Raw genomic sequence first — 25872 nt, 5'->3', positions numbered from 1 at the left:
CAGGTCTTGCGACCAGGGGCTTTTGAATCTGAAGATGGTGCACCAGGCGGGATTCGAACCCACGACCCCTGCCTTCGGAGGGCAGTACTCTATCCAGCTGAGCTACTGGTGCAACGCGGGCGCCATGATACTCATATGCATGGCGGGCGTCCATGCTGCTGAATCGCCTGCGTTTTTGGGCAGCTCGCCGGCCATTGACTACGCTGATCAGAAAAAACAGGCAAAACCAGCTTTTTCGTTCTTTTTTTCGAACAGCCTATTGTCCTACGACCCCATCGGCCCTAGGATTCGTTTGAGATTTCAAACGCTCTTGTCTAGGTGCTGAACCGCACGTCTGTGCTTATGTGCGATATTTCCGTGCTTCAGCCCGGTGAATGATTTCCCTGACGGCAGCCCCCGAGGCGCCTTTCTACAACTCTAATTCGCTCCGCGTGCGCGCGGTGCTGTTAAGGAAAGCCGACATGCAGCTTAAAGACACCCAGTTGTTCCGCCAGCAAGCCTTTATCGATGGCGCTTGGGTCGATGCGGACAATGGTCAGACGATCAAGGTCACCAACCCGGCGACGGGCGAAGTGCTGGGCACCGTGCCAAAAATGGGCGCTGCCGAAACCCGCCGGGCGATTGAAGCCGCCGACAAGGCACTGCCGGCTTGGCGTGCGCTGACCGCCAAGGAACGCGCCAACAAGCTGCGCCGCTGGTACGAATTGCTGATCGAAAACCAGGACGACCTCGGTCGCCTGATGACCTTGGAGCAGGGCAAGCCGCTGGCCGAGTCCAAGGGCGAAATCGTCTACGCCGCCTCGTTCATCGAGTGGTTCGCCGAAGAAGCCAAGCGCATCTACGGCGACGTGATTCCCGGCCATCAGCCCGACAAGCGCCTGATCGTGATCAAGCAGCCGATCGGCGTTACCGCTGCCATTACGCCGTGGAACTTCCCAGCTGCGATGATCACCCGTAAGGCTGGCCCAGCGCTGGCTGCCGGTTGCACGATGGTCATCAAGCCCGCTTCGCAAACCCCGTTCTCGGCCCTTGCGCTGGTGGAACTGGCGCACCGTGCCGGCATCCCGCAAGGCGTACTGAGCGTAGTCACCGGCAGCGCCGGCGACATCGGTGGCGAGCTGACCAGCAACCCGATCGTGCGCAAGCTGTCCTTCACCGGCTCGACCGAGATCGGTCGCCAGCTGATGGCCGAATGCGCCAAGGACATCAAGAAGGTTTCCCTGGAACTGGGCGGCAACGCGCCGTTCATCGTGTTCGACGACGCGGACCTGGATAAGGCCGTCGAAGGCGCGATCATCTCCAAATACCGTAACAACGGCCAGACCTGCGTCTGCGCCAACCGCCTGTACATCCAGGATTCGGTGTACGACGCGTTCGCTGAAAAACTCAAAGTGGCGGTGGCCAAGCTCAAGATTGGCAACGGTCTGGAAGACGGCACCACCACCGGTCCGTTGATCGACGAAAAAGCCGTCGCCAAGGTGCAAGAGCACATCGCCGACGCGGTCAGCAAAGGCGCGACCGTGCTGGCGGGCGGCAAGGCGATGGAAGGCAACTTCTTCGAGCCGACCATCCTCACCAACGTCCCATCGAGCGCCGCCGTGGCGAAGGAAGAAACCTTCGGCCCGCTGGCGCCGCTGTTCCGCTTCAAAGACGAAGCCGAAGTGATCGCGATGTCCAACGACACCGAGTTCGGCCTGGCCTCGTACTTCTATGCCCGCGACCTGGGCCGTGTGTTCCGTGTGGCCGAAGCCTTGGAATACGGCATGGTCGGCGTCAACACCGGGTTGATTTCCAACGAAGTCGCGCCGTTCGGCGGCATCAAGGCGTCGGGCCTGGGCCGTGAAGGCTCCAAGTACGGCATCGAGGATTACCTGGAAATCAAATACCTCTGCCTGGGTATCTGATCTGCTTCAAGCGCAAAGGGCACGAGAGCGCTGTCCCTTTGCGCGTTTCACCTGTTCTGTTTCTTGTGGCCGGAACGCTGCGGCAGTCGATCATCGCATGCTGTCGCAGTTGCCTCCCCGCCATGTATTCCTTGATCCACGCCGCCCTGAGCTGCGAATGAGGACATTTTAATGAGCAAGACCAACGCAGACCTGATGGCCCGCCGTATCGCCGCTGTTCCCCGTGGTGTCGGCCAGATTCACCCGATCTTTGCCGAGTCGGCGAAGAACGCCACGGTGACCGACGTTGAAGGTCGTGAATTCATCGATTTCGCCGGCGGTATCGCTGTGCTGAACACCGGCCACCTGCACCCGAAAATCATCGCCGCAGTGACCGCACAGCTGAACAAGCTGACCCACACCTGCTTCCAGGTCCTGGCCTACGAGCCGTACGTGGAACTGTGCGAAAAAATCAACGCCAAGGTCCCGGGTGATTTCGCCAAGAAAACCCTGCTGGTCACCACCGGTTCCGAAGCGGTGGAAAACGCCGTTAAGATCGCCCGCGCCGCCACGGGCCGTGCCGGTGTGATCGCCTTCACCGGCGCCTACCACGGCCGCACCATGATGACCCTGGGCCTGACCGGCAAAGTCGTGCCTTACTCGGCCGGCATGGGCCTGATGCCCGGTGGCATCTTCCGCGCGCTGTACCCGAATGAACTGCATGGCGTGAGCATCGACGATTCCATCGCCAGCATCGAACGCATCTTCAAGAACGACGCCGAGCCGCGTGACATCGCTGCGATCATCATCGAACCGGTCCAGGGCGAAGGCGGTTTCTATGTGGCACCGAAGGCCTTCATGCAGCGCCTGCGCGCCCTGTGCGACCAGCACGGCATCCTGCTGATCGCTGACGAAGTGCAGACCGGCGCCGGCCGTACCGGTACCTTCTTCGCCATGGAACAGATGGGCGTTGCAGCTGACCTGACCACCTTCGCCAAATCCATCGCAGGCGGCTTCCCGCTCGCCGGCGTGTGCGGCAAGGCTGAATACATGGACGCCATTGCGCCAGGTGGCCTGGGCGGCACTTACGCCGGTAGCCCGATCGCGTGCGCGGCGGCGCTGGCGGTGATGGAAGTGTTCGAAGAAGAACACTTGCTGGATCGCTGCAAAGCCGTGGGCGAACGCCTGGTGACCGGCCTCAAGGCTATCCAGAAGAAATACCCGGTCATTGGCGAAGTGCGTGCGCTGGGCGCGATGATCGCCGTGGAGCTGTTCGAAGATGGCGACAGCCACAAGCCGAACGCGGCCGCTGTTGCGCAGGTCGTGGCAAAGGCTCGCGACAAAGGCCTGATCCTGCTGTCTTGCGGTACTTACGGCAACGTCTTGCGGGTACTGGTGCCGCTGACCTCGCCGGATGAGCAGTTGGACAAAGGCTTGGCAATCATTGAAGAGTGCTTCTCCGAGCTTTGATATTTACGGGCTCTGATATTTACGAGCCCTGAGCTGTGCGCTGATCCACAAAAAACCCGCTTCGGCGGGTTTTTTCATATTCACGAGCAGATCCCCGGCGTTTTTGAGCTGTCTGGAACGGCCGCTATTGTCTAAGGTGCATGTATTGCAAGGGAGCGATGCGGCATGACTGCTGTGCATTTACCGGCTGTACCGCGGATATTGATTGCCGAGGCCGACCCGGCGTCCAGGGAGCTGATTGAGCAGGTGTTATCAAGTGTGCGCTGCGATGCCCGGGTGGACACGTGTGACGAGGGGAAGCAGGCCTTGGAGCTGCTGGCGCAAAACCCTTACGATCTGGTGATCGCCGATTGGGAACTGCCGGGTGTCGACGGCCTGAGTATCCTGCGTGGCGTACGCCAACAGCATCGTACGCCGGCGTTGCCGTTCATTCTGGTGAGTTGTCGCAACGACAGCGCCAGCGTGCGTGAAGTCTTGCCGTTGGCGCCGACGGCCTATCTGACCAAACCCTTTAACCGGGAAAACCTGACCCAGCGTTTGCAAGGGTTGCTCCTGAGCGGCGAAGACACTTCCAATACCGCGCCAATCCCGGGGCCAGGGCTGACGTTGGCCACGTTCCTGGAACATCGACGGGACTTGGCCGAAGGTGCACCGTTGATGACCGATGTGCAGGTGGCCGTCAAACGCGCCCTCAATCCCGGCGGCCTGGATCTGAAGCGGCTGGAAGAAGAAATCCGCACCGACCCGCAGATCACCGCCGTGTTGATCGCCGCAGCCAACAGCGCAGCCCAGCATCAGGGCGCCGGCCCGCTACAAACCGTGGCCCAAGCGCTGCGCCAGCTCGGCACCGGGCAGAGCATGAACCTGATTCTTGGCCTGACACTCAAGCGCTGTGCCCGACTGAGTGTCCCTTGCCTGGCCGACTATGCAGAGCGCTATTGGGAATTGTCGCTGCACACCGCCGAGTACGCTCGGACGATGGCGCGGATGCTCGATCTGGAGCAGGAACGTTGTTATTGCGCCGGCCTGCTGCATCGTCTGGGCGATCTGGCGCTGCTGCGTTGCCTGGAAGAATGGAAGCAGGCCGGTGGCGAACTGGATGAGCCGGAGGAAGTAGGGGATTCGCTCGACCAGTTCGGCGCCGGGTTCGGTTCGGCGCTGCGCGCACGCTGGCGTTTGCCATTGGAACTGCGAGAGCTGATCGCGGCGGTCTACGGCCTCGGCGGTGGGGTTTATTCCCGTGAAGCGTTGGTGATGAACATGGCCGCGCAAATGGCTCATCTACCCGCGCACGAAGGCCTTGAAGAGTTGGCCCGTGGGCGCACGGCGCGTCTGCTGAAAATCGGGCTGCCGGAGTTGATGCGGTTGCGTCGCAAGTAATATCCCCGCATAACCCGGCGCGGCACGACGTTCACTCAAGCTGCGATTATGCGGTTCTTACCCTGGCGCTTGGCTTCGTACATGGCGGCATCGGCTCGGGCGAACAGGCTATCGAGGGTTTGGTCCTCGGCGATGATGCTGGTGATGCCCTGGCTGACGGTGATGCCGAAGTTTTGGTCGCCGCAGCGGAACGCCAGGCGCTGGATTTCCCTTTGCAAGCGTTCGGCGACCTGCAAGGCCATGTCCGGGGCGCAACCTGGAAACACGGCGGCAAACTCTTCGCCGCCGATCCGTCCGAACAAGTCTCCGCGTCTAAGCACGCTCCGTCCGCTTTCGGCAATTTTCTGCAACACCGTATCGCCTTCCTGGTGACCGTAAGTGTCGTTGATCAATTTGAAATCATCGATGTCCAGCAGCAGGAACGCCATTGGCGTGCCTTGCAACCGTGCTTGCTCGAACTCGCGGTGGGCACATTCGAAGAAGTGCCGACGGTTGCTGCTCTGGGTCAGCACATCGGTGGTCGCCAGCCGCTGCAGCTCGCTTTCGAGCAACTTCTTTTCGGTGATGTCCTCGGCGATGCCCACCACAATCACCGGTTGCCCCGGGTCAGCTTGACGGTTGATGAAACACTTGTCGCTGAGCCAGCGGATCTGGCCATCGGCGGCGATGATGCGATACTCGCGGTCTTCCACGGCACCCTTGACCAATACTTCAGCGAGGCTGCGCTCGGCGTAATCCAGGTCATCCGGGTAGATTGCGTCACGCCATTCGTTGTAGTCGGCCAATACCAGGCCAGCGGGGCGGCCGAAAATCCGCTCGTAAGCGGGGCTGACGTAGAGCACCTGCCGGGTTTCCCAGTTGAACGCCCACAGCACCGCGTTGACGCTGACCAGCAAGGAACTGAACAGCTGCTCACGCTCGCTCAAGCGCGCCACTTCGCCTTGGGCGTGCATCAGCGCCATGAGTGTCTGGGCCGCTTCGGGCCAATGCGGTTGGGATGAATCCTGTAGGTTCTTGTCGACCATCGGTACCAATCTCAAAGAACGTGCATTGCTATGGATTTGCACGCGCTTGCTCCAGAGCCCGCCAGGATGGCGAAGTGCTCTTGAGATAGGGGATTACGGGCGAAGTTCCTTTGCAGGCGACGAAGGGCGGGGAGATTGGCGGCCCTGACTGTGGGGGCTGAACTTATGGCGACGGAGCTTGCTGGCGCTCCAGTGCGAAGCGCTCACAAGAAAAAGAAGGGCTGCTGCGCAGCCCAGCGGGAGCAAGCTCCCTCGCCACAGAAAGCCCTTCTTCAAATGGCGTTGCCGGGTCAGGCCGTGGCAGGTCGCAGCGAGTAGGTCTTGAGCTGATCGGCGAAGTCGCGCAGGGACTGAATGCCACTGGCCTCGGCTTCGTGGACCCACTCCTTGATCGCGGCGAGCATGTCGTGGCCGTTGCTGCTGGTCTTGACCCAGATCTGCTGCAAGGCCAGGCGTTTTTCATAGATCACTTTCAGTGCCTGGCTGTGCTCCAGCATATTCTGGATACGCACGTGGTGACGGTCGTCCAGCAAGCTGGTTTCCCGCGACAGCAGGCGTTTGGCTCGATGGAACTGGTGACGAACCGAGTGATCGACTTTCTCCAGCTCCTGCTTGACCAACGGCGCGATGACCAGCCGGCGGTACTGGGCCATGATCTGGAAACGGTTGTTGAGGATGGCCATGGCGGTATCCATGTCCAGGTGGCCCTTGCCTTCGACCCGGTGGGCAATCGGCGCTACGCGCTGGACTTTCGCCAGGCGCAGGAAACTGAAGACCTTGATCCAGGCCCAGCCCATGTCGAACTCCCATTTGCGCACCGAGAGCTTGGCCGAATTGGGGTAGGTGTGGTGGTTGTTGTGCAGCTCTTCGCCACCGATCAGGATGCCCCAAGGCACGAGGTTGGTCGCCGCGTCGCGGCATTCGAAGTTGCGATAGCCCACGGCATGACCCAGGCCATTGACCACGCCGGCAGCCCAGACCGGGATCCACATCATCTGGATGGCCCAGATGGTGATGCCGATGGTGCCGAACAGCAGGAGATCGATCACGCCCATGATGGCGACGCCCAGCAGCGGATAGCGGCTATAGAGGTTGCGCTCGATCCAGTCCTCGGGGCAGTTCTTGCCGTAGATGCGCAGGGTTTCCGGATTTTCCGCCTCGGCGCGATACAACTCGGCGCCTTTGCGCAACACGGTAGACAAACCCTTGATGACCGGACTGTGAGGGTCATCCTCGGTTTCGCATTTGGCGTGATGCTTGCGGTGGATGGCAGTCCACTCGCGAGTATTCTGCGCCGTGGTCAGCCACAGCCAGAAGCGGAAGAAATGCTTGAGGCCGGCGTTGAGTTCCAGGGAACGGTGAGCCGAATAACGGTGCAGGTAGACCGTGACGCTGATGATCGTGACGTGGGTCATCAGCAGGGTGACTGCCACCAGCGACCAGGCCGACAAGCCAAGAAAACCTTCGTACCACATAGGCTGTTGGGCCCTCGATAAAGATAGAAACTGCCGTTGCATTATCACCACCCTCAGCGATAAAACCAGTCGGCCTTTCAGATAAGAGTGGCAGGATGTTTCTTACTCTATAATCCCCGCACATTACAGGGACATGGACGACCGCATGACTGTTTATCACCGCACTGCCATGCGTGGGGCATTGCTTTACCTCGTGCTATCAGTCGCCTGGTTGCAGCTGGTTGGTTATTTATTGAACAGTATCTTCGATCATTCAACCGACCGGCTTCGCTGGCAACTGATCAACGGTTATGCCTGGGTGCTGGTCAGCGCCGGGTTGATTTTCCTGGCGCGGGTGCGCGGCTCGCGTTTGTTCGCCAAAGGCGAACGCAGCGCTGATCGCGAGCGATTACGCCAGGCTGCCGCAGTGTTCGATTGCACGCGAGAGGGCGTGTTGGTGACGGATCGACATGGCTTGATCGTCCATGTCAACCGGGCATTCATGGCTATCACCGGGTATGGTCGGGAGGAGGTGCTGGGCCGGCGACCCAATCTGTTCAAGTCCGGTCGTCATGGCCCGGCTTTCTACCAGGACATGTTCGCTTCCCTGTCCAGCCGTGGCGAATGGAGCGGTGAGATCTGGAACCGACGCAAAAGTGGCGAGATCTACCCGCAATGGCAAACCATTCGCGCCGTTGCCGACGAACAAGGCCAAGTCAGCCACTACGTCGCGGTCTTTTCCGACATCAGCGCAATCAAGGACTCGGAGCATGAGCTGGCGCACCTGGCCCATCACGATCCGTTGACTGGCCTGCCCAATCGCCTGCTGTTTTCCGATCGTACGGAGCAGGCCGTTACATCAGCGCAGCTACACAAGCGTGGTTGTGCGCTGTTGCTGCTGGACCTGGATCATTTCAAGAACATCAACGACAGCCTCGGGCACAACGTGGGTGACGAGTTGCTCAAAGGCGTGGCCAAGCGTTTTCTTGGGTTGTTTGCGCCGGGCGTTACCTTGGCCCGGTTGGGCGGTGACGAATTCGCGGTGCTGGTGGAGAACTGCTCGCAACCCGGTCAGGCGGCGGCCTTGGCCCGGCGTATTCTCGATGCGCTGAAAGAGCCGCTGCAACTCGGCAACCAGTCGCTGTTTATCAACGCGAGCATCGGCATCAGCCTGTTTCCCGGCGATGCCCTCAGCGCCGGGCAATTGCTGCGTAACGCTGATTCGGCACTGTTCAAGGCCAAGAGCAGCGGACGTGACGGTTATGCCTTGTACACCGAAGAGCTCACCGCCCATGCCCAGCAACGGGTGGAGATCGCCTCCGAACTGCGCCGTGCATTGGAGCGGCAGGAATTGCGGGTTCATTACCAACCGGTGCACGACCTGGGCACCAGCCGTCTGGTCGGTGTCGAGGCGCTGGTGCGCTGGGAGCATCCCACGCGCGGGCTGGTTTCGCCGGCAGAGTTCATACCCATTGCCGAGCGCACGGGGTTGATCGCCCAGATCGACGCCTGGGTCATGGACCAGGCCTGCCGGCAGATGTGTCGGTGGCAGCAGGCCGGCGTGGTCCTGTCGTTCGTCGCGGTCAATGTCTCCAGCCGCTTGTTCGCCCGTCGGGAATTGTACGAGCAGGTCGCCCGCGTACTGCATGACACGGGCTTGGATCCGGCTTTTCTGGAATTGGAAGTGACCGAAAGCGCGGTCATGGAGGATCCCGAAGTGGCGCTGGAACAGATGCACCGCCTGCGTGAGCTGGGCGTGCGGCTGGCCATCGATGATTTCGGCACGGGTTATTCGTCGCTGCTGCGGCTCAAGCGCTTGCCGGTGCAGAAGCTGAAGATCGACCAGGGTTTTGTCGCCGGCTTGCCGTGGGATGAGGATGATGCGGCGATCGTCCGGGTGATTATTGCGCTGGCCCGCAGCATGGGCATGCAGGTGCACGCTGAAGGCATTGAGCAGCGTGAGCAGGCGGCGTTTTTGCTGGGCCAAGCCTGTGAGTTGGGGCAGGGGTACTGGTTTGGTCGGCCGGTGGCGGCGCAGCATTTGGACTGGGATCGGGCGCCGGTTATTGCTTGATTGTCAGTGGGATTGATGTTGGCCTTGAACGATCCCTTAGTCACCGCAAAGCGGGCGGGTACATATCCGTTGCTGCGGTAACGGCTGCTTAGGGTTCCGCCCTTACGGCGGGTCACTTTTTTCAGACGCCAAAAAAGTAACCAAAAAGGCTTTGCCCCACCACTCGGCACCTCGCCTAGGCTCGGTGTGCCCAAACGCAGGCCTTGCTCCGTGGGCCCGCTGCGAAGGGCCATCCATGGCCCAGCGCAGCTATCCCGGCATCCATGCCGGGATGCCCACTACGCAAGACCTGCGTTTGGCCAGCGTGGTTAACGGGGCGCCGAGATCAACGTCCGCCGCGAGGCGGCCTTAGAGCCGACCTGGTTCTTAATGGGACCGCGTATCTTCTTTGGGAGCGGGCCTGCTCGCGCCGGCTCAGCTTGCCCCAATGTATGCGTTATCCCTTGGCGCTGTGCGCCGCCATCTCCTTCGTTTCCAAATGATCCAACGCTCGCTCAACCAGCAACTTAACCCCATCGGCCATGCGGCTGATTGCCAGCGCTACGCAGCGGCGTGATTCGTCGATGTCGTCGGCCAGGTCGGCGGCGATGGTGCTGATGGAGAGCAGGTCTTCGGAGGCGTTGGCGAGCAGGGTTTCGGTGTCGATGTGGGGGGAGACGATGAAGAGTTGGTCTTTGTCGGGCTCTGGCGGTGAGGCGGGTTTGGGTTTGAGGTAATAGTCGAGGGCGCGGTTGGTGGCGTCTTCGAGCCTCTGTTCTTCGAGGATTTCGACGCGGGATTTGTGGCTATTTTCTGGCGGATTTGGAGTGACTTTGAACATGATTAATTACCCGATATGTAATTGATTGGAAAACTGGCACCTCTCGTTGCACCGAAGAAGGTGGCAGCTGTGCGCGGGTGTGCAAGACCGGGCATATCGGACCCGGCAGACTGCGAGAGTCTCCCGCGCGCAGCCGCCATAAACATGCCAATACGAGCGTAGGCCGTTTGGCTTGGCAGTTGCGCGCCGATATGTACCGGACTTGCACGTCCGTGTCACCGTTTTTTGCGATGACGAACAGAGGTTAGCGGTGCATGACCGGGCTGCCTAGTTCACGCAAAGCGCCACGTTTTGAAGGAAATCTCCGACGACATTGCAGGGGAATGGCCGGCAATCACTCCTGCCGTAGGACGCCAAATTCGAGTTGAGATTTTGGTTATATAAAAATTCTTAAATAGTCTTTTTAAGAATATCCCGCTTTATCTAGTATTGCTCCCACGCCGCAAGCAGTGCCGCCCACTGCCAGGCATTCATTCAAAGGAGCAGCAGCATGAGCGCATCTCTACGTAGCGTTGACGGCCAGGACGAAGCAACCATTTTGCGCGAGATCCAGAGTGCCTTGCGTGACCTGCGCTTTGGCGCGGTGGAGATCACCGTGCACAACGCCCAAGTGGTCCAGATCGAGCGCAAGGAAAAATTCCGCTTGCAGCAGCCGAGTCATAAACCGAGCTGAAGGATCGCAGCCTGTGGCCGCCGCTACCGGGGGTTTGGTGTAGGAGCTGCCGCAGGCTGCGATCTTGTGCGGGTCACCCGATTTCCAGAAGCCATAAAAACCAGAATTCCAGGAGCTTTCACCATGTCGTCGATTCGCCGTTATGCCTTGGCCGCCCTGGCCAGCGCTGTTTTTGCAGGTTCCGCGGTTGCCAAGGATTACGAGCTGCTCAACGTGTCCTACGACCCGACCCGCGAGCTGTACCAGGACTACAACGCCGAATTCGCCAGCTTCTGGAAAAAAGCCCACCCGGACGACACCGTGAAGATCCAACAGTCCCACGGTGGCTCGGGCAAGCAAGGCCGGGCGGTGATCGATGGCCTGCGCGCCGACGTGGTGACCCTGGCCCTGGCCGGAGACATCGATGAAATCGCCAAGCTGGGCAAATCCCTGCCGGTGGATTGGCAAAAACGCCTGCCGGACGCCAGCACGCCTTACACCTCGACCATTGTGTTCCTGGTGCGCAAGGGCAATCCCAAGGGCATCAAGGATTGGGGAGACCTGATTAAAAACGACGTGTCGGTCATCACGCCGAACCCGAAAACCTCCGGCGGCGCACGCTGGAACTTCCTCGCCGCGTGGGCCTATGGCTTGAAAGCCAACGGTGGCGACGAGGCCAAGGCCAAGGAATATGTGCAGGCGCTGTTCAAGCACGTGCCGATCCTCGACACCGGCGCCCGTGGCTCGACCATCACGTTCGTGAACAACGGTCAGGGCGACGTGTTGCTCGCGTGGGAAAACGAAGCGTTCCTGGCGTTGAAAGAAGATGGCGGCGCCGACAAGTTCGACATCGTCGTGCCGTCGCTGTCGATTCTCGCCGAACCGCCAGTGGCGGTGGTGGACAAGAACGCCGAGAAGAAGGGTAATGCCGAAATCGCCGAAGCGTACCTCAAGCACCTGTACAGCCCGGCCGGTCAGGAAATCGCCGCGAAGAATTTTTATCGCCCACGGGACAAGGACGTGGCCGCCAAGTATTCACGGCAATTCCCGAAACTGGACCTGGTGACCATCGACAAGGACTTCGGCGGCTGGAAAACTGCCCAGCCGAAATTCTTCAACGATGGCGGCGTGTTCGACCAGATCTATCAGGCGCAGTAAGCTGAATAGACCCCGGATCCATTGTGGCGAGGGAGCAAGCTCCCTCGCCACGGTAAGCGCGTTCTCAACCAAGGACCTTTATGTCGCGTCGCATATCCCCCGTCATACCCGGCTTCGGGCTGACGCTGGGTTACACCCTGGTGTACCTCAGTCTGATTGTGCTCATTCCGCTGGCGGCGATGTTCGTGCATGCCGCCCAACTCACCTGGGATCAGTTCTGGACGATCATTTCGGCGCCGCGGGTGCTGGCAGCCCTGAAACTCAGTTTCGGCACCGCGCTCTGCGCCGCCATCATCAACGGCGTGATCGGTACGTTGCTGGCCTGGGTGCTGGTGCGCTACACCTTCCCGGGTCGCAAGATCATCGATGCGATGATCGACCTGCCGTTCGCCCTGCCCACCGCGGTGGCCGGTATTGCCCTGACCGCGCTGTACGCGCCGACCGGCCTGGTCGGACAGTTCGCCACCGACCTGGGTTTCAAAATCGCCTACACCCCGCTGGGTATCACCCTGGCGCTGACGTTCGTGACGCTGCCGTTCGTGGTGCGCACGGTGCAGCCGGTGCTGGCTGATATTCCCCGTGAAGTCGAAGAAGCCGCCGCCTGCCTGGGTGCCAAGCCGTGGCAGGTGTTCCGCCACATCCTCGTGCCGGCGTTGTTGCCGGCCTGGTTGACCGGTTTCGCCCTGGCCTTTGCCCGTGGCGTGGGTGAGTACGGTTCGGTGATTTTCATCGCCGGCAACATGCCGATGAAAACCGAGATCCTGCCGTTGCTGATCATGGTCAAGCTCGACCAATACGACTACACCGGCGCCACCTCCATCGGCGTGCTGATGCTGGTGGTTTCCTTCGTCCTGTTGCTGCTGATCAATTTGCTGCAGCGGCGCATCGAAACCCCATAAGGAGGCGCGAACCATGTCCCAATCGTCTATTTCCGCCGCCTCCACCAACGCTGCCCGTCGCGGCAGCGCGGTTTCGCGGCGCATCCTGATCGGCCTCGGCTGGCTGATTTTTGCACTGTTTCTGTTGTTGCCGCTGTTCATCGTCGTGTCCCAGGGCTTGAAGTCGGGCCTGGGGACGTTCTTCGCAGCGATCTTCGAACCCGATGCGTTGTCGGCGCTCAAGCTCACGGTGTTCGCGGTGTTGATCTCGGTGCCGTTGAATCTGGTGTTCGGGGTCAGCGCTGCGTGGTGCGTGAGCAAATACTCGTTCCGCGGCAAAAGCATGCTGGTGACGCTGATCGACCTGCCGTTCTCGGTGTCGCCGGTGATCGCTGGCCTGGTCTATGTGCTGATGTTCGGCGCCCAGGGCCTGTTCGGTCCGTGGCTGTCGGATCACGACATCCAGATCGTGTTTGCGCTGCCGGGCATCGTGCTGGCGACGATTTTCGTCACGGTGCCGTTCGTGGCCCGTGAGCTGATCCCGCTGATGCAAGAGCAGGGCACCCAGGAAGAAGAGGCCGCGCGTCTATTGGGCGCCAATGGCTGGCAGATGTTCTGGCATGTCACCGTGCCGAACATCAAGTGGGGCCTGATCTATGGCGTGGTGCTGTGTACCGCCCGGGCCATGGGCGAATTCGGCGCGGTGTCGGTGGTGTCCGGGCACATTCGCGGGGTGACCAACACCCTGCCGCTGCACGTCGAGATCCTCTACAACGAATACAACCACGTGGCCGCGTTCGCCGTGGCGAGCCTGTTGCTGATCCTGGCGCTCTTCATCCTGCTGCTCAAGCAGTGGAGCGAAAACCGAATCAACCGCCTGCGCGCCAGCGCCGCGGAGGAATAAGTCATGTCGATCGAAGTCCGTAACGTCAGCAAGAATTTCAACGCCTTCAAGGCCCTCGACGATATCAGCCTGGACATCCAGAGCGGCGAGCTGGTGGCGCTGCTCGGCCCGTCGGGCTGTGGCAAGACCACGCTGCTGCGAATCATCGCCGGCCTCGAAACGCCCGACCAAGGCAACATTGTCTTCCATGGCGAGGACGTGTCCGGCCATGACGTGCGTGATCGCAACGTCGGTTTCGTGTTCCAGCACTACGCCTTGTTCCGCCACATGACCGTGTTCGATAACGTCGCCTTTGGCTTGCGCATGAAGCCCAAGAACCAGCGTCCGAACGAAAGCGAGATCGCGACCAAGGTCCACGAGCTATTGAATATGGTGCAATTGGATTGGCTCGCTGACCGCTACCCGGAGCAGCTGTCCGGCGGCCAGCGCCAGCGCATCGCCCTGGCCCGCGCCCTGGCGGTGGAGCCGAAGGTATTGCTGCTGGACGAACCGTTCGGCGCCCTCGACGCCAAGGTCCGCAAGGAACTGCGCCGCTGGTTGGCGCGGCTGCACGAGGACATCAACCTGACCTCGGTGTTCGTGACCCACGACCAGGAAGAGGCCATGGAAGTCGCCGACCGGATCGTGGTGATGAACAAGGGCGTGATCGAGCAGATCGGCTCACCGGGCGATGTATACGAGAACCCGGCCAGCGATTTCGTGTACCACTTCCTCGGTGACTCGAACCGGCTGCACCTGGGCGAAGACCGCCATGTGCTGTTCCGCCCGCATGAAGTGTCGCTGTCGCGCTCGGAGCTGGAAGATCATCACGCCGCCGAAGTGCGCGACATTCGCCCGCTAGGCGCGACCACCCGGGTAACGTTGAAGGTGGAAGGCCAGAGCGAACTGATCGAGGCCGAAGTGGTGAAGGACCACGACAGCCTCGTGGGCCTGGCGAAGGGCGAGACACTGTTCTTCAAGCCGAAGGTCTGGCAAAAAGTCGCCAATCTTTAACAGCAAAAGCCATCGCGAGCGTGCTCGCGATGCTTCCTCAGGCGGCAGCCCGCTTCGGATTGACTCTTACTGGCCCGGCCTGCGTCTCGATCTGCTGTTTGAGATCGTGGCGCATGCCCAGCAGGAAAGCCGCTTCGACCACGACAAACAACGGCCCGACAATCAGCCCGGTCAGGTCATCGACGAACGCCGGTTTGCGGCCTTCGTAATAGTGGCCGACAAACTGGATCACCCAGCCCACCAGGAACATGCCCAGGCCACTGCCCAGCCATACGGTGGTGCTTTGCGCCGCGAGCACTTGGCCCAGCCAGACGGAAAGCCCCAGCAGCACGGCCATCAGCACACCCAGGCGCAGCTCCAGGCGCAGATAAAACCAGGCACTTGCCATCGCCACGAGCAGCGCGGGAGAGACCAGGACCGCGCCAACCGGCCATCCCGGCCGTGACAACAGCACCGCGACGGCGACGAATATCAGCGGTATGCCGATGAAGTGGCTGGCGATGTTGCGCGGATCGCGGTGGTACGCCGCGTATTGACTGAGATGATCGACGAGGCTTTTCATTGTTGTTCCTCCTGAGGTGATGCCTGCATGATGCCCAGGTTTCACAAGGCGCTCTGTCAGCTAGCCGACACTTGTCCCGGAGTTTCCATGAATTCGCACCCCTGGCACACGCATCTGCTGACCGGCCATTGGTACAGTCATTTGCCCGCTGAGTTACAGAATAGTCTGCTGGGCATGGCGCGGGAGCGTCACTTGTCGCCAGGGCAGCGGTTGTTCAAGCGCGGCGATCCGCCGTGCGGCCTGTACGCCGTGCTCGAGGGCGCGGTGCGGATCGGCGCTGTCAGCGAGCAGGGCAAGGAAGCGTTGCTGAGCGTAGTGGAGTCGCCGCATTGGTTCGGTGAAATCTGCCTGTTCGATGGCCAGGCGCGCACGCACGATGCGGTGGGCGTGGGACCGTGCACATTGCTGCATTTGCCTCAAACCGCACTGTTGGCTTTCCTGCAAGAGCAACCCGTCCATTGGCGGCACCTGGCGCTGCTGATGAGCCACAAGCTGCGCCTGACGTTTATCAATCTCGAACATTTGAGTGTGATGCCCGCCGCGGCGCGACTGGCCCATCGCCTGCTGCTGATCGCCGAAGGCTACGGCGAAATCGAATCGGCGCGCCGGGTCTTGCAATTGCCCCAGGAACAGCTCGCGTCGATGCTGTCGCTGTCGCGCCAGACCACCAATCACATCCTCAAGGATTTGCAGGGGCAGGGCATTCTTCATCTTGGCTATGGCGAGATCGAGATCCTGGACATCGAGCGGTTGCGGGCGTTGACTTCGGTCTGAGGTCCGGCCACAGCGTCTGTGGGTGCGGGCTTGCTCGCGAAAGCGGTGAGTCTGTTGGTTGGGATGTTGCCTGTGCAGTCCTCTTCGCGAGCAAGCCCGCTCCCAAATTTGAATCAAATACTGTGCATATTTAGTTTTTTTTAATTTATGCACTGCATACGATGCGGAGTCCAAACATGAAAACTCTTGGCGAATTGATCAGGCGACTGCGTAAAGAACACCGCCTCTCCCAGCAGGCATTGGTTGCACGGTACGGCATGAGCCGTGCCACGATTTCCGGCATCGAAAACAACACCATTGCTGAAGTCGGGATCCGTAAGGTCGAAGCGATCCTCAATGGTTTTGGCTACGAGCTAACAGCGGTTGCCCGACCATTGGAGCGTCCTACGCTCGACTTCTTGAGGAAGCACCCATTCCATGGCTGAAATACGCCATTACATGGGCGCTAATCAACGGTTTGACTGGACGGGCCATGATCGAGGTTTGGACCGCAGGGCTTGCACGCAGCCTTAAACCCACTGTCAACTGATCCACCGCTATCGCGAAGCTCCCACAGGACCGGTGTTGGCGCAGATATCGCGGTCATGCCGCTTCCAATGTGAGAGCGAGCTTGCTCGCGATTGGGTCAACCCAGGCAACTGCAAGGCTCTACCGCAACCCATCCCGAAACTGCCCCGGCGTCATCCCCGTCCAGCGCTTGAACGCGCGGCTGAAACTGCTGGTGTCGGCAAAGCCCAGCAGATAGCTGACTTCGCTCAATGAGCATTGCGGATCTCGCAGGTGCAGCAGCGCGAGATTTTCCCTGCATTCGTTGAGCAAGGCGTCGAAGCGGCAGCCTTCGTCGGCCAGGTGTCGCTGCAGGCTGCGCAGACTCAGGTGCATGGCTTGGGCGATGCGTTCGGCGCTGGGTTCGCCTTCGGGCAGTTGGGCTTCGATGGCGGCGCGGACCTTGCGCTCCCAGGTCAGCGGCTGAAGTTGGGCGAGGGTGCGCTTGAGCACGGTTTCGTTGTGTTCGGCCAGCTCCGGGTTGGCGTCGTCCAGGTGACTGTCGAAGTCGATGAAGCTGAATTCCAGGCAATCCTGCGCAGCGTCGAAATGCACCGGTGAGCGGAAGACTTTATGCCAAGGGGCCGGGTCTGCCGGTTCCGGGCGCCGCAGATACACCGCCAGCGGTGCGTAATCGCGGCCGAGGCGGTTGCGGCAGGTGCGCACGTAGATCGCCGCGAACGCATCGATGGCCTCGAAGGCCGGCGCCGGGCCATGCGGCGGCACATCGAGGCTGAAGCGGTAGCGGTCTTCGCCACGGCTCAGGTGCAGGATCAGCGCGTCGCTGACCACCGCGTGATACCTGACAATCCGCTCGAACACTTCCCGCAGGCTGCCGCTGGCCACCAGGGCATAACCCAGGGCGTGAAAGGTGGTGGGGCTGACGAAGCGCGACACCCGCAGGCCGATCGCCGGGTCCCCGCTCGCTTGCACGGCCAGCGCCCACAAGCGGGTAGTGCCCGAGAGCGGATAACGGGCATTGGGGTCGTCCATCAATTGCGGATCCAGGCCCGCCTCCAGGCACAGGGCGTGGCTGTCCAGGCCCAGTGCATCGAGCTGTTTGCGCAGGGCGCGGGTCCAGCTGGCGAGAGAGGTCGGTTCCGTCATGGCGATTGGCGCTTGCGGTCAACAGGTTGGCGTTTACGGCTACCACCCTGTGAGACAACGCCCGGCAGGATGAGCACATCGATAACAGAGGATGTAAGCCATGCACGGCACATGCGCAAGCCCCGACCGATTGAATGCACAACAACGAGCCGCCCATATTCGCCAAGTGGTCCTGGCCCGAGGCGAAGCGTTGCGCCAGCGCTACCCGATCTTGCGGCACCAGGACGCCCTTGGCGCGGGCATCCTGATCTTTGCCCTGGCGGGAATGATGGGGGCTGCGTGGCTCTATATCGCGGGTTATCTAGCCGGTTGGGCCTGCCTGCTGCTCAACGCATTTTTCGCCTCCCTGACCCATGAGTTGGAACATGACCTGATCCACAGCATGTATTTTCGCAAGCAGCGCGCGCCTCACAACCTGATGATGGGCCTGGTGTGGCTCGCGCGGCCGAGCACGATCAATCCGTGGATTCGCCGCCATTTGCATCTCAACCATCACAAGGTTTCCGGCAGCGAAGCGGACTTGGAAGAGCGCGCCATTACCAATGGCGAGCCGTGGGGGCTGGCACGCTTGCTGATGGTCGGCGACAACGTGATGTCGGCGTTCATTCGCCTGTTGCGAGCCAAGACCTGGGCGCACAAGCGCAGCATCCTCAAGCGCACGCTGAAGGTTTATTTTCCGCTGGCGTTGCTGCACTGGGGCGCCTGGTATGTGTTTCTCGGTTTCCATGGCGCCAACGCAGTTGCCGGGTTGCTGGGCACCTCCATCGACTGGTCGGCGAACACCTTGGCGGTGATGCACGTGATCGATATCGCGGCGGTGGTGATCATCGGGCCAAACGTGCTGCGCACCTTTTGCCTGCACTTCATCAGCTCGAACATGCACTACTACGGCGACATCGAGGCAGGCAATGTCATCCAGCAAACCCAGGTGCTCAACCCGTGGTGGCTATGGCCGTTGCAGGCGTTCTGCTTCAATTTCGGCAGCAGCCACGGCATTCACCATTTTGTGGTGAAGGAGCCGTTCTACATCCGCCAGATGACGGTGCCGGTGGCGCACAAGGTGATGCGCGAGATGGGCGTGCGGTTCAATGATTTCGGCACGTTTGGGCGGGCGAATCGGTTTGTGGGCAAGGAAGGCGTTGCGAGGGAGGAGGCGAAGGCGGTTCAGGCCTAAGGCAAAGACAAGCCTTTGTGGCGAGGGAGCTTGCTCCCGCTGGGCTGCGTAGCAGCCCCAAGATCTTGCGGTCGCTACGCAACCGAGCGGGAGCAAGCTCCCTCGCCACGGAGAATGAGTTAAGCCAGGGAATAGGTCAGAACTGATAACTCACCGTGGCCGCCACGTTGCGCTCTTCACCCATGTAGCAGAAATTCAGGCTGGCGCACGAAGCGACGTAGGTTTCGTTGGTCAGGTTGTTGGCGTTCAGGCGTACATCCACGCCTTTCAAGCCGACCTTGCCCAAGTCATACCCAACCGAGGCATCGAACAGCGTATACGACGGCACCTTCATGGTGTTCTCCGCGTCGACCCAGCTGTAGCCGACATAACGCACGCCGCCGCCCAGTCGCAGGCCGTCGAGAGCGCCGCTGTCGAACTTGTAGTCGGCCCACACCGAGGCCATGTGACGCGGGGCTTGGGTCGGTGAGTTGCCTTTGTTTTCGATGATGTTGGTGGGCGTGCTCAGGTCGCTGACCATCGACTTCGAATATTCAATGTCAGTGAAGGTATAGCTGCCCAACACCTTGAATTGCTCGGTCAGTTGCATGTGCGCTTCCAGCTCCAGGCCCTGGGAACGCACGGCACCGACTGCTCGATAGAAGTCGTCCTGGGGCTGCTTGGTCGCGAGGTTCTCCTGGTCGATGCGAAACAGCGAGGCGGTATACAAATCATCCGTGCCTGGCGGCTGGTATTTCAGGCCCACTTCCCATTGCTTGCCGTCGGTCGGCGGCAGCGGATTGCCGGCGCTGTCGGCGTAGGAGTTGGGGTTGAACGACTCGGAATAGCTGATGTACGGCGCCAGGCCGTTATCGAACAGGTAAAGCGCCCCGACGCGGCCGGTGAGCTTGGTGCGCTTGTCATTGATCTCAGTGCCTTGCGGGCGACCGAATTCGGCGATGCGGTTTTCGTCCGAAGTCTCGACCCAATCCTGGCGCAGGCCGAGGGAGAAGCGCCACTTGTCCATTTCGATCAAGTCTTGCAGATAGACACCGGTCTGCTCCAGACGCCGCAAATAGCTGGTGTCATTGCGATTATCGATAGCCGAGTTGCCATAGACCGGGTCGAAGGCGTGGACCGGGGCCAGGGTGCCGCTGGTCCAGTCCACCACGGTTTTGCGCCGCTGGTAGTCGGTGCCCATCAGCAGGGTGTGCTTGGACGCCCCGGTGAAGAACTCTGCCTGCAGCATGTTATCGACGATGAACGAATGCACCTTCTCTTCGGCACCGGTGTAATAACGGTTCAGCTCGTTGCTGGTGGGGCTGGTCCAGCCGAAGGCGTAGACCTGATCGTTGGTGACCTGCGAATCCAGGTAGCGGAAGTTCTGCCGGGCGGTGAAGACGTCGTTGAAACGGTGTTCGAATTGATAACCGAACGACTGTTGGTCGCGCTCGTAGCCGTCGACCCCAGGCTCGCCTTCGAAGAAGTGCTCCGAGATCCGGCGACCGTTGCGTTGATGCAACATGCCGTCGGCCGGCAGGCCCCCGTGGTAGCCGCCGTCGGGATCATGTTGCAGGTAGGCTTGCAGCGTCAGCGAGGTGTCCTCGGTGAAGTCGATGCTCACCGTAGGCGCCAGGGCGAAACGCTTTTCCTTGTTGTGATCGAACTGGGTATCGGACGTATCCGCCAGGCCAATCAGCCGATAGGCAATGCGTTTGTCCTCATCCACCGGCCCGCTGAAATCGAAGCCCATGCCGCGCTGGCCTTGAGTGCCGACGGTCGCCTGGACCTGGTGATAAGCCTCGTACAGCGGCTTTTTGCTGGTCAGCGCCACCAGGCCACCCGGTGAACTGCGACCATAGAGCACCGAGGACGGGCCCTTGAGAATGTCCACCCGCTCGAGGAAATACGGATCGACCTGCATGGAACTGTAGGTACCGCTGTCGCCCATGGACTTGAGGCCGTCGAGGTAGATGTTGTCCACCGAGCCGTCGTTGAAGCCGCGCATCGCCACGTAGTCGTAGCGGTGGGTCGCGCCGTAGGGGTTGGTCAACACGCCGGGGGTATAGCGCATCGCCTGGGACACGGTTTGCGCGCCTTGGTCGTCCATTTGCTCGCGGGTCACCACGGACACGCTTTGCGAAGTGTCGCGCAGCGCGGTACTGGTTTTGGTCGCGACCTGGCTGTGGGTGGCGTTGTAGCCTTGCATGCTGCCCAGGGCGTTGCCCAAGGCAAATCCTTTGACGTCGGTAGTCGGCAGCGCGAGTGTGCTGTCCGCGGCTTCGGCTTGCAGCACGTAGCCACTGCCCTCTTGGCCGACCGCTACCAACCCTGAGCCGCTGAGCAGTCGGTTCAGGGCTTGGTCCGCCGAGTATTCGCCCTTAAGGCCCGGGGACTGGATGCCAGCCGTTTGCTCGGGCGTGCTCGCTAGGGTAATGCCGGCCTGGCGGGCGAACTGGTTGAGCACCTCGCTCAATGGGCCGGCGGGGATGTTGTAGCTCTGGTGACTGGCGCTGACGCCATCCTGTGCCGCGACGGCGAGCATCGGCACGGCGCCGACGCCCAGCGCGGTGCTCAACAGCGTGGCACGAATGGCCTGGCGCAGCAGGCTTGTTTGCGAGGAACAGCCAAAGGGGGTCTTGGGGATTACGCGCTCAGTCATTATGGATTTCCGTTGGAGTCGCTGAAGGCAGATAAGCGTTGCTTACTGTCCTAGCCGGACGCCTTGGCAAAACCCGCCAAAAAAAAATCAGGCCGGACGTTCCACCGTGACCCACCAGCGGGTCCGATAACGCAATTGCACCGGCAGCGTGCGTGGAAGCACGGCCAGCATCTTGTCGATATCGTCCAGGCGGAACACCCCGGACAGGCGCAGGTCCGCCACCGCTGCGGCGCATTTCAGGTAGCCGCGACGGTAGCGGCTGACCTCGTTGAGAAAATCTTCCAGGCGCATGTTTCGCGTCACGATCAATCCGTCCGCCCAAGCGCCGGCGTCCATGTCCAATGGCGGCGCCAGGGTCGCTGCCGATGCGGTGATCAAATAGCTTTGGCCGGCATTGACCTGGATCGGCTCACCCTCGCTGTCCCGGTGCGAGGCAATGGCGACCCGACCACTGGTGACGCTCAGGCGTGTGCAATCGTTGTCTTGGCGCACGACGAAGCGTCCTTCCAGCCCCTCGAACTCGCCATGCCGACTTTTCACCAACAATGGGCGCGCGGGATCGCGACCGCAGGTGACCATTATTTCGCCGCGCGCCAACGTGATCAGGCGTTGCGTGGCGGTGTAGTCGAGGTCGGCGGCGCTGTTGGTATTGAGTTCAAGCCGTGTGCCGTCCGGCAGTTGGAAGCCGCGTCGCTCGCCCGTGGCGGTGGCGAAGTCGGCGTTCCATGGCTGCCAGCCGAGGTCTTTGCCCAGCCAGGCGGCGCAGCCCAGCACGGCCACGCCAGACAGCAGCTTCAGGGCCTGGCGCCGGCCGAGGCGCTGGGCGCTGGTTTCCAGCGTTTCGAGGGCGACGTGGGCGCCGGGCACGGCTCGCAGGTTGGCGGTCAATTCACTGTGTAGCGATTGCACCCGTTGCCAAGCCAATTCGTGATCGTGATGAGCGATGCGCCAAGCCTCGCACTGTTGGCGCAGGGCCGGGTTGGCGGCATGGTTGCGCAGGCGCAGCAGCCAATGGATCGCTTGCTTGACCACTTGCTGTGAGGGGCCGCGACCTCGGCCCAGCGGAGTCTGCACTGGCTCAGTCTGCATAGCGCAGCACGTAGCAGTGGTACAGCGCATCGGCGACGTAACGCTCCACCGACCGCAGCGAGACGCCCATTTGTTCAGCAATCTGCTTGTAGGTCAGGCCTTCACACTGGGCGAGCAGGAACGCCCTGCGCACTTTGGGCTTGAGCCCTTCGAGCATCCTGGCAATCGCTTCCAGCAGTTCCAGGATCAACGCCTGGGCTTCGGCGCTGGGCGTTTGTGCTTCCGGCAAATGCGCGATGGTTTCCAGGTAGGCACGTTCGATTTCTTCCCGACGCCAATGGTCGATCACCAGGCCTTGGGCGATGGTGCGCAGAAAGGCGCGAGGGGTCTTGAGTTCCAGGCGTTCGCTACGTTGCAGCAGGCGCACGAAGGTGTCCTGGGCCAGGTCCGCCGCATCGGCGGCATTGCCCAATCGGCTGCGCAACCATGTGTGGAGCCAGCCGTGATGGCTGCTGTAGAGCGCCTGTACTGCAAACTGGGGAGATGACATGAACGCGCCGGCCTGGTATCACAAATGATAATAGGTCGCATTGTCATCAGGGCCAGTCAAATTTGCAACCACCGTTCGCCTGCCCCAAGCAGCGTGGAGTGCCATCTCGTCGGACAATTGTACAAGGGGCTAATTTTTTCCCCGGGCTGGCCGACAGAGAGGTATGCGTGCACCAAAATGGAGCGGATCCAATATCCTGCCCATCATTTACAGGGAAGTTGCACAACGGAATGCACCCTCACTTTTTGCATAAGAAGCCCCGTCCATGAATCTAAAATTCAGCCACAAAATCCTCCTGGCCGCCTCTGGTGTGGTGGTTCTGGCTTTTGCTCTGTTCACGCTCTACAACGATTATCTGCAGCGCAACACCATCGGCCGCAGCCTCGAATCTTCTATCGAGCAATCCGGTGACCTGACCGCCAGCAGCGTCCAGAACTGGATGACTGGCCGGGTCCTGGTGCTGGAAAACCTGGCGCAGAACATTGCCCATCAGGGCGCTGCCGCCGATTTGCCAGGACTGGTCGATCAACCGGCGTTAACCTCGAATTTCCAGTTCACTTATGTAGGCCAGAACACTGGCGTCTTCACCCAGCGTCCGGACGCCAAGATGCCCGACGGCTACGATCCGCGTCAGCGTCCTTGGTACAAACAGGCGGTGGCCGCCGATAAAACCATGCTGACCCCGCCTTACCTGGCGGCAGTGGGTGGCCTTGTGGTGACCATCGCCCTGCCGGTCAAGCACAACGGTGAACTGCTCGGCGTGGTGGGCGGTGACCTGAGCCTGGAAACCTTGGTGAAGATCATCAATTCCGTGGATTTCGGCGGCATTGGTCATGCCTTCCTGGTCAGCGGCGATGGCCAAGTCATCGTCAGCCCGGACAAAGACCAAGTGATGAAAAACCTCAAGGACATCTACCCCGGCACGCCAGTGCGCATCGGCAAGGGCGTCCAGGAAGTCGAGCTGAACGGGCAGGACCGCATCCTGTCGTTCACCCCGGTCGCCGGTTTGCCGAACGCCGAGTGGTACATCGGCCTGTCGATCGACAAGGCCAAGGCCTACGCGCCGCTGAGCCACTTCCGCACGTCCGCGCTGATCGCGATGTTTGTCGCGGTGGCGGCGATTGCGTTGCTGCTGAGCTTGTTGATCCAGGTGTTGATGCGTCCGCTGACCACCATGGGCCGTGCCATGCAGGACATCGCCCAGGGCGAAGGCGACCTGACCCGGCGCCTGGTCGTGCAGGGCAAGGATGAGTTCGCCGTGTTGGGCAGTTCGTTCAATCAGTTCGTGGAGCGTATCCACGCCTCGATTGCCGAAGTGTCTTCCGCTACCCGCCAAGTGCATGATCTGTCGCAACGGGTCATGACTTCGTCCAACGCCTCGCTTGTCGGCTCGGATGAGCAAAGCGCCCGGACCAACAGCGTGGCTGCGGCGATCAACCAGCTCGGCGCCGCGACCCAGGAAATCGCCCGCAATGCCGCCGATGCCTCGCAACAAGCCAGCGGCGCCAGCGAGCAGGCGGATGACGGTCGCCAGGTGGTGGAAAAAACCATCCAGGCCATGACCGAGCTGTCGCAGCAAATCAGCTTGTCGTGCACCCAGATCGAAACCCTGAACGCCAGCACCGACAACATCGGCCACATCTTGGACGTGATCAAGGGCATCTCCCAGCAAACCAATCTGCTGGCCCTGAACGCCGCCATCGAAGCGGCCCGTGCCGGTGAAGCCGGGCGTGGGTTTGCGGTGGTGGCCGATGAGGTGCGCAACCTGGCGCACCGCACCCAGGAATCCGCCGAAGAGATTCACAAGATGATCACCTCGCTGCAGGTCGGTTCTCGCGAAGCCGTGACCACCATGAACGCCAGCCAGGTCTCCAGCGAAGAAAGCGTGGAAGTCGCCAACCAGGCCGGCCTGCGCCTGGTCAGCGTGACCCAGCGCATTGGCGAAATCGACGGCATGAACCAATCCGTGGCCGCCGCGACTGAAGAACAGACCGCCGTGGTGGAAACCCTCAACATGGACGTCAGCCACATCAACCTGCTGAACCAGCAGAGCGTCGCCAACCTCAACGAAACCCTGAAGGATTGCGACGCCTTGTCACAACAGGCCAACCGGTTGAAGCAGTTGGTGGACAGCTTCAAGATCTGAACCCAGGCGCAAGCCAGCCCAATCCGCTGTGGCGAGGGAGCTTGCTCCCTCGCTCGATCGTTCCCGCGCTCCTGCGTGGGAATGCCGCCAGGGACGCTCCGCGTTCCGCTTCTGGAATGTGACGCAGAGCGTGGGGACGATCAGCCAGGAGGATGATCAGGCGAACATCTTCATCACATTCCCCATCGCCTCATCGGCGAACCCTTGCAGGAAATCCCTGAAGCCCGACGGAGTGTGAGCGTCGGTGTGGTCGGCGATGATGGTCCAGGTGGCGCGGCAGCGGTTGTCCGCCAAAGGCTCGACGCGCATCGCTGCCCAGAGGTTGTCGATGCCCAGGGTGTTGTAGATCAGCGTCCAGGTCATGTGCATGGCCTGGTCGTCGCGGCTGTTGAGTTGTTCGACGACCAGGTTCTGTCCGTCGACGAAAAACTTCTTGCGCAGCGATCTCACGCCTTCTCCGGTCATTTCGATGCGCGCCAGCGCGGGGATGAAACGGTTGAACCCGCCGAAATCGCCCACCACGTCCCACACGCGAGCCGCATCGGCCGGTATTTCTATCGTGCTTTCAACGTGGCAGGCGTGGGGGTTCTTGATCAGGGTGTCGGGTTGGAATGCATTCATGGTCTTGCTCCTTGCGTTGGGTTGGGATGTT

Annotated in this window: 22 protein-coding genes and 1 tRNA gene; 13 read left to right on the top strand and 10 right to left on the bottom strand. The window is 61.0% G+C overall.

Annotated elements, in window-relative coordinates; translation table 11 throughout:
* Window positions 1–35: 35 nt before the first annotated feature.
* Window positions 36–112 (bottom strand) — tRNA-Arg (locus tag HU762_RS24835).
* A 349-nt stretch (window positions 113–461) separates the two neighbouring features.
* Between HU762_RS24835 and gabD the strand changes: the two genes are divergently transcribed.
* The 3 genes from gabD (at window position 462) to HU762_RS24820 (ending at window position 4733) form a co-directional block, all read left to right on the top strand.
* Window positions 462–1904 (top strand): NADP-dependent succinate-semialdehyde dehydrogenase, encoded by a 1443-nt coding sequence (gabD, locus tag HU762_RS24830; protein WP_186641367.1) that lies wholly within the window; start codon window positions 462–464, stop codon window positions 1902–1904.
* A gap of 171 nt (window positions 1905–2075) precedes the next feature.
* Complete coding sequence (gabT, locus tag HU762_RS24825; RefSeq protein WP_186641365.1) at window positions 2076–3353, top strand: 4-aminobutyrate--2-oxoglutarate transaminase; 1278 nt, start codon at window positions 2076–2078, stop codon at window positions 3351–3353.
* 165 nt (window positions 3354–3518) lie between these two features.
* Window positions 3519–4733: an HDOD domain-containing protein gene (locus HU762_RS24820; RefSeq protein ID WP_186641364.1), complete on the top strand. Its 1215-nt coding sequence runs from the start codon at window positions 3519–3521 to the stop codon at window positions 4731–4733.
* A gap of 35 nt (window positions 4734–4768) precedes the next feature.
* On the opposite strand, the gene HU762_RS24815 is transcribed toward HU762_RS24820, so the two are convergent.
* Complete coding sequence (locus HU762_RS24815) at window positions 4769–5758, bottom strand: sensor domain-containing diguanylate cyclase (protein ID WP_186641395.1); 990 nt, start codon at window positions 5756–5758, stop codon at window positions 4769–4771.
* 290 nt (window positions 5759–6048) lie between these two features.
* Complete coding sequence (gene desA / locus HU762_RS24810; protein ID WP_186613951.1) at window positions 6049–7233, bottom strand: delta-9 fatty acid desaturase DesA; 1185 nt, start codon at window positions 7231–7233, stop codon at window positions 6049–6051.
* A gap of 145 nt (window positions 7234–7378) precedes the next feature.
* Here desA and dibA point away from each other — a divergent pair, with 145 nt between their 5' ends.
* Complete coding sequence (gene dibA, locus HU762_RS24805; RefSeq protein WP_186641363.1) at window positions 7379–9286, top strand: phosphodiesterase DibA; 1908 nt, start codon at window positions 7379–7381, stop codon at window positions 9284–9286.
* Window positions 9287–9722: 436 nt separating this feature from the next.
* On the opposite strand, the gene HU762_RS24800 is transcribed toward dibA, so the two are convergent.
* A complete protein-coding gene (locus HU762_RS24800) occupies window positions 9723–10106 on the bottom strand; it encodes a DUF6124 family protein (protein ID WP_186641362.1) in 384 nt (127 codons plus the stop codon).
* Between the two features lie 490 nt (window positions 10107–10596).
* On the opposite strand from HU762_RS24800, the gene oscA reads away from it, so the two are divergent.
* From oscA to HU762_RS24775, 5 genes are all read left to right on the top strand, one after another.
* The gene (oscA, locus tag HU762_RS24795) at window positions 10597–10779 is read left to right on the top strand and encodes a sulfur starvation response protein OscA (protein ID WP_003186967.1); all 183 of its coding nucleotides are present in this window, start codon (window positions 10597–10599) and stop codon (window positions 10777–10779) included.
* A gap of 123 nt (window positions 10780–10902) precedes the next feature.
* Window positions 10903–11916: a sulfate ABC transporter substrate-binding protein gene (locus HU762_RS24790; protein ID WP_186641361.1), complete on the top strand. Its 1014-nt coding sequence runs from the start codon at window positions 10903–10905 to the stop codon at window positions 11914–11916.
* Window positions 11917–11996: 80 nt separating this feature from the next.
* Window positions 11997–12815, top strand: coding sequence for a sulfate ABC transporter permease subunit CysT (gene cysT, locus HU762_RS24785; RefSeq protein ID WP_186641360.1), 819 nt, complete (start codon window positions 11997–11999; stop codon window positions 12813–12815).
* Between the two features lie 13 nt (window positions 12816–12828).
* A complete protein-coding gene (gene cysW / locus HU762_RS24780) occupies window positions 12829–13698 on the top strand; it encodes a sulfate ABC transporter permease subunit CysW (RefSeq protein ID WP_186613959.1) in 870 nt (289 codons plus the stop codon).
* Between the two features lie 3 nt (window positions 13699–13701).
* Window positions 13702–14691, top strand: a complete 990-nt coding sequence (locus tag HU762_RS24775; RefSeq protein ID WP_186641358.1) for a sulfate ABC transporter ATP-binding protein — start codon at window positions 13702–13704, stop codon at window positions 14689–14691.
* Between the two features lie 37 nt (window positions 14692–14728).
* Here HU762_RS24775 and HU762_RS24770 read toward each other — a convergent pair whose 3' ends face one another.
* Window positions 14729–15253, bottom strand: coding sequence for an Mpo1-like protein (locus tag HU762_RS24770; protein ID WP_186641356.1), 525 nt, complete (start codon window positions 15251–15253; stop codon window positions 14729–14731).
* 87 nt (window positions 15254–15340) lie between these two features.
* On the opposite strand from HU762_RS24770, the gene HU762_RS24765 reads away from it, so the two are divergent.
* Window positions 15341–16027, top strand: coding sequence for a Crp/Fnr family transcriptional regulator (locus tag HU762_RS24765; RefSeq protein ID WP_186641355.1), 687 nt, complete (start codon window positions 15341–15343; stop codon window positions 16025–16027).
* Window positions 16028–16203: 176 nt separating this feature from the next.
* A complete protein-coding gene (locus tag HU762_RS24760) occupies window positions 16204–16452 on the top strand; it encodes a helix-turn-helix transcriptional regulator (RefSeq protein ID WP_186641354.1) in 249 nt (82 codons plus the stop codon).
* Window positions 16453–16675: 223 nt separating this feature from the next.
* On the opposite strand, the gene HU762_RS24755 is transcribed toward HU762_RS24760, so the two are convergent.
* Window positions 16676–17680: an AraC family transcriptional regulator gene (locus HU762_RS24755; protein ID WP_186641353.1), complete on the bottom strand. Its 1005-nt coding sequence runs from the start codon at window positions 17678–17680 to the stop codon at window positions 16676–16678.
* Window positions 17681–17780: 100 nt separating this feature from the next.
* Between HU762_RS24755 and HU762_RS24750 the strand changes: the two genes are divergently transcribed.
* On the top strand, window positions 17781–18854 hold the full coding sequence (locus tag HU762_RS24750; protein WP_186641352.1) for a fatty acid desaturase: 1074 nt from the start codon (window positions 17781–17783) through the stop codon (window positions 18852–18854).
* A 136-nt stretch (window positions 18855–18990) separates the two neighbouring features.
* Here HU762_RS24750 and HU762_RS24745 read toward each other — a convergent pair whose 3' ends face one another.
* The 3 genes from HU762_RS24745 to HU762_RS24735 all read right to left on the bottom strand — a co-directional run bounded on the left by HU762_RS24745 (window position 18991) and on the right by HU762_RS24735 (window position 23074).
* A complete protein-coding gene (locus tag HU762_RS24745) occupies window positions 18991–21495 on the bottom strand; it encodes a TonB-dependent siderophore receptor (protein WP_186641351.1) in 2505 nt (834 codons plus the stop codon).
* Between the two features lie 87 nt (window positions 21496–21582).
* The gene (locus tag HU762_RS24740; RefSeq protein WP_186641350.1) at window positions 21583–22584 is read right to left on the bottom strand and encodes a FecR family protein; all 1002 of its coding nucleotides are present in this window, start codon (window positions 22582–22584) and stop codon (window positions 21583–21585) included.
* Window positions 22574–23074, bottom strand: coding sequence for a sigma-70 family RNA polymerase sigma factor (locus tag HU762_RS24735; protein ID WP_186641348.1), 501 nt, complete (start codon window positions 23072–23074; stop codon window positions 22574–22576). Before HU762_RS24735 ends, HU762_RS24740 begins: the two co-directional genes overlap by 11 nt.
* A 265-nt stretch (window positions 23075–23339) precedes the next feature.
* Here HU762_RS24735 and HU762_RS24730 point away from each other — a divergent pair, with 265 nt between their 5' ends.
* On the top strand, window positions 23340–25220 hold the full coding sequence (locus tag HU762_RS24730) for a methyl-accepting chemotaxis protein (protein ID WP_186641346.1): 1881 nt from the start codon (window positions 23340–23342) through the stop codon (window positions 25218–25220).
* A 156-nt stretch (window positions 25221–25376) separates the two neighbouring features.
* On the opposite strand, the gene HU762_RS24725 is transcribed toward HU762_RS24730, so the two are convergent.
* Window positions 25377–25841: an SRPBCC family protein gene (locus HU762_RS24725; protein WP_186641344.1), complete on the bottom strand. Its 465-nt coding sequence runs from the start codon at window positions 25839–25841 to the stop codon at window positions 25377–25379.
* Window positions 25842–25872 lie beyond the last annotated feature (31 nt).

The sequence above is a fragment of the Pseudomonas sp. SWRI92 genome, assembly GCF_014268685.1.
Lineage (GTDB): Bacteria > Pseudomonadota > Gammaproteobacteria > Pseudomonadales > Pseudomonadaceae > Aquipseudomonas > Aquipseudomonas marvdashtae.
The sequence above is the reverse complement of the archived record's forward strand: the minus strand, read 5'-3'. Positions and strand labels throughout refer to the sequence as shown.

Excerpts from the sequence above, each read along its gene's own strand:
- gabD (WP_186641367.1), top strand. The coding sequence starts at position 462 with ATGCAGCTTAAAGACACCCAGTTGTTCCGCCAGCAAGCCTTTATCGAT.
- gabT (WP_186641365.1), top strand. The coding sequence starts at position 2,076 with ATGAGCAAGACCAACGCAGACCTGATGGCCCGCCGTATCGCCGCTGTT.
- HU762_RS24820 (WP_186641364.1), top strand. The coding sequence starts at position 3,519 with ATGACTGCTGTGCATTTACCGGCTGTACCGCGGATATTGATTGCCGAG.
- HU762_RS24815 (WP_186641395.1), bottom strand. The coding sequence starts at position 5,758 with ATGGTCGACAAGAACCTACAGGATTCATCCCAACCGCATTGGCCCGAA.
- desA (WP_186613951.1), bottom strand. The coding sequence starts at position 7,233 with ATGTGGTACGAAGGTTTTCTTGGCTTGTCGGCCTGGTCGCTGGTGGCA.
- dibA (WP_186641363.1), top strand. The coding sequence starts at position 7,379 with ATGACTGTTTATCACCGCACTGCCATGCGTGGGGCATTGCTTTACCTC.
- HU762_RS24800 (WP_186641362.1), bottom strand. The coding sequence starts at position 10,106 with ATGTTCAAAGTCACTCCAAATCCGCCAGAAAATAGCCACAAATCCCGC.
- oscA (WP_003186967.1), top strand. The coding sequence starts at position 10,597 with ATGAGCGCATCTCTACGTAGCGTTGACGGCCAGGACGAAGCAACCATT.
- HU762_RS24790 (WP_186641361.1), top strand. The coding sequence starts at position 10,903 with ATGTCGTCGATTCGCCGTTATGCCTTGGCCGCCCTGGCCAGCGCTGTT.
- cysT (WP_186641360.1), top strand. The coding sequence starts at position 11,997 with ATGTCGCGTCGCATATCCCCCGTCATACCCGGCTTCGGGCTGACGCTG.
- cysW (WP_186613959.1), top strand. The coding sequence starts at position 12,829 with ATGTCCCAATCGTCTATTTCCGCCGCCTCCACCAACGCTGCCCGTCGC.
- HU762_RS24775 (WP_186641358.1), top strand. The coding sequence starts at position 13,702 with ATGTCGATCGAAGTCCGTAACGTCAGCAAGAATTTCAACGCCTTCAAG.
- HU762_RS24770 (WP_186641356.1), bottom strand. The coding sequence starts at position 15,253 with ATGAAAAGCCTCGTCGATCATCTCAGTCAATACGCGGCGTACCACCGC.
- HU762_RS24765 (WP_186641355.1), top strand. The coding sequence starts at position 15,341 with ATGAATTCGCACCCCTGGCACACGCATCTGCTGACCGGCCATTGGTAC.
- HU762_RS24760 (WP_186641354.1), top strand. The coding sequence starts at position 16,204 with ATGAAAACTCTTGGCGAATTGATCAGGCGACTGCGTAAAGAACACCGC.
- HU762_RS24755 (WP_186641353.1), bottom strand. The coding sequence starts at position 17,680 with ATGACGGAACCGACCTCTCTCGCCAGCTGGACCCGCGCCCTGCGCAAA.
- HU762_RS24750 (WP_186641352.1), top strand. The coding sequence starts at position 17,781 with ATGCACGGCACATGCGCAAGCCCCGACCGATTGAATGCACAACAACGA.
- HU762_RS24745 (WP_186641351.1), bottom strand. The coding sequence starts at position 21,495 with ATGACTGAGCGCGTAATCCCCAAGACCCCCTTTGGCTGTTCCTCGCAA.
- HU762_RS24740 (WP_186641350.1), bottom strand. The coding sequence starts at position 22,584 with ATGCAGACTGAGCCAGTGCAGACTCCGCTGGGCCGAGGTCGCGGCCCC.
- HU762_RS24735 (WP_186641348.1), bottom strand. The coding sequence starts at position 23,074 with ATGTCATCTCCCCAGTTTGCAGTACAGGCGCTCTACAGCAGCCATCAC.
- HU762_RS24730 (WP_186641346.1), top strand. The coding sequence starts at position 23,340 with ATGAATCTAAAATTCAGCCACAAAATCCTCCTGGCCGCCTCTGGTGTG.
- HU762_RS24725 (WP_186641344.1), bottom strand. The coding sequence starts at position 25,841 with ATGAATGCATTCCAACCCGACACCCTGATCAAGAACCCCCACGCCTGC.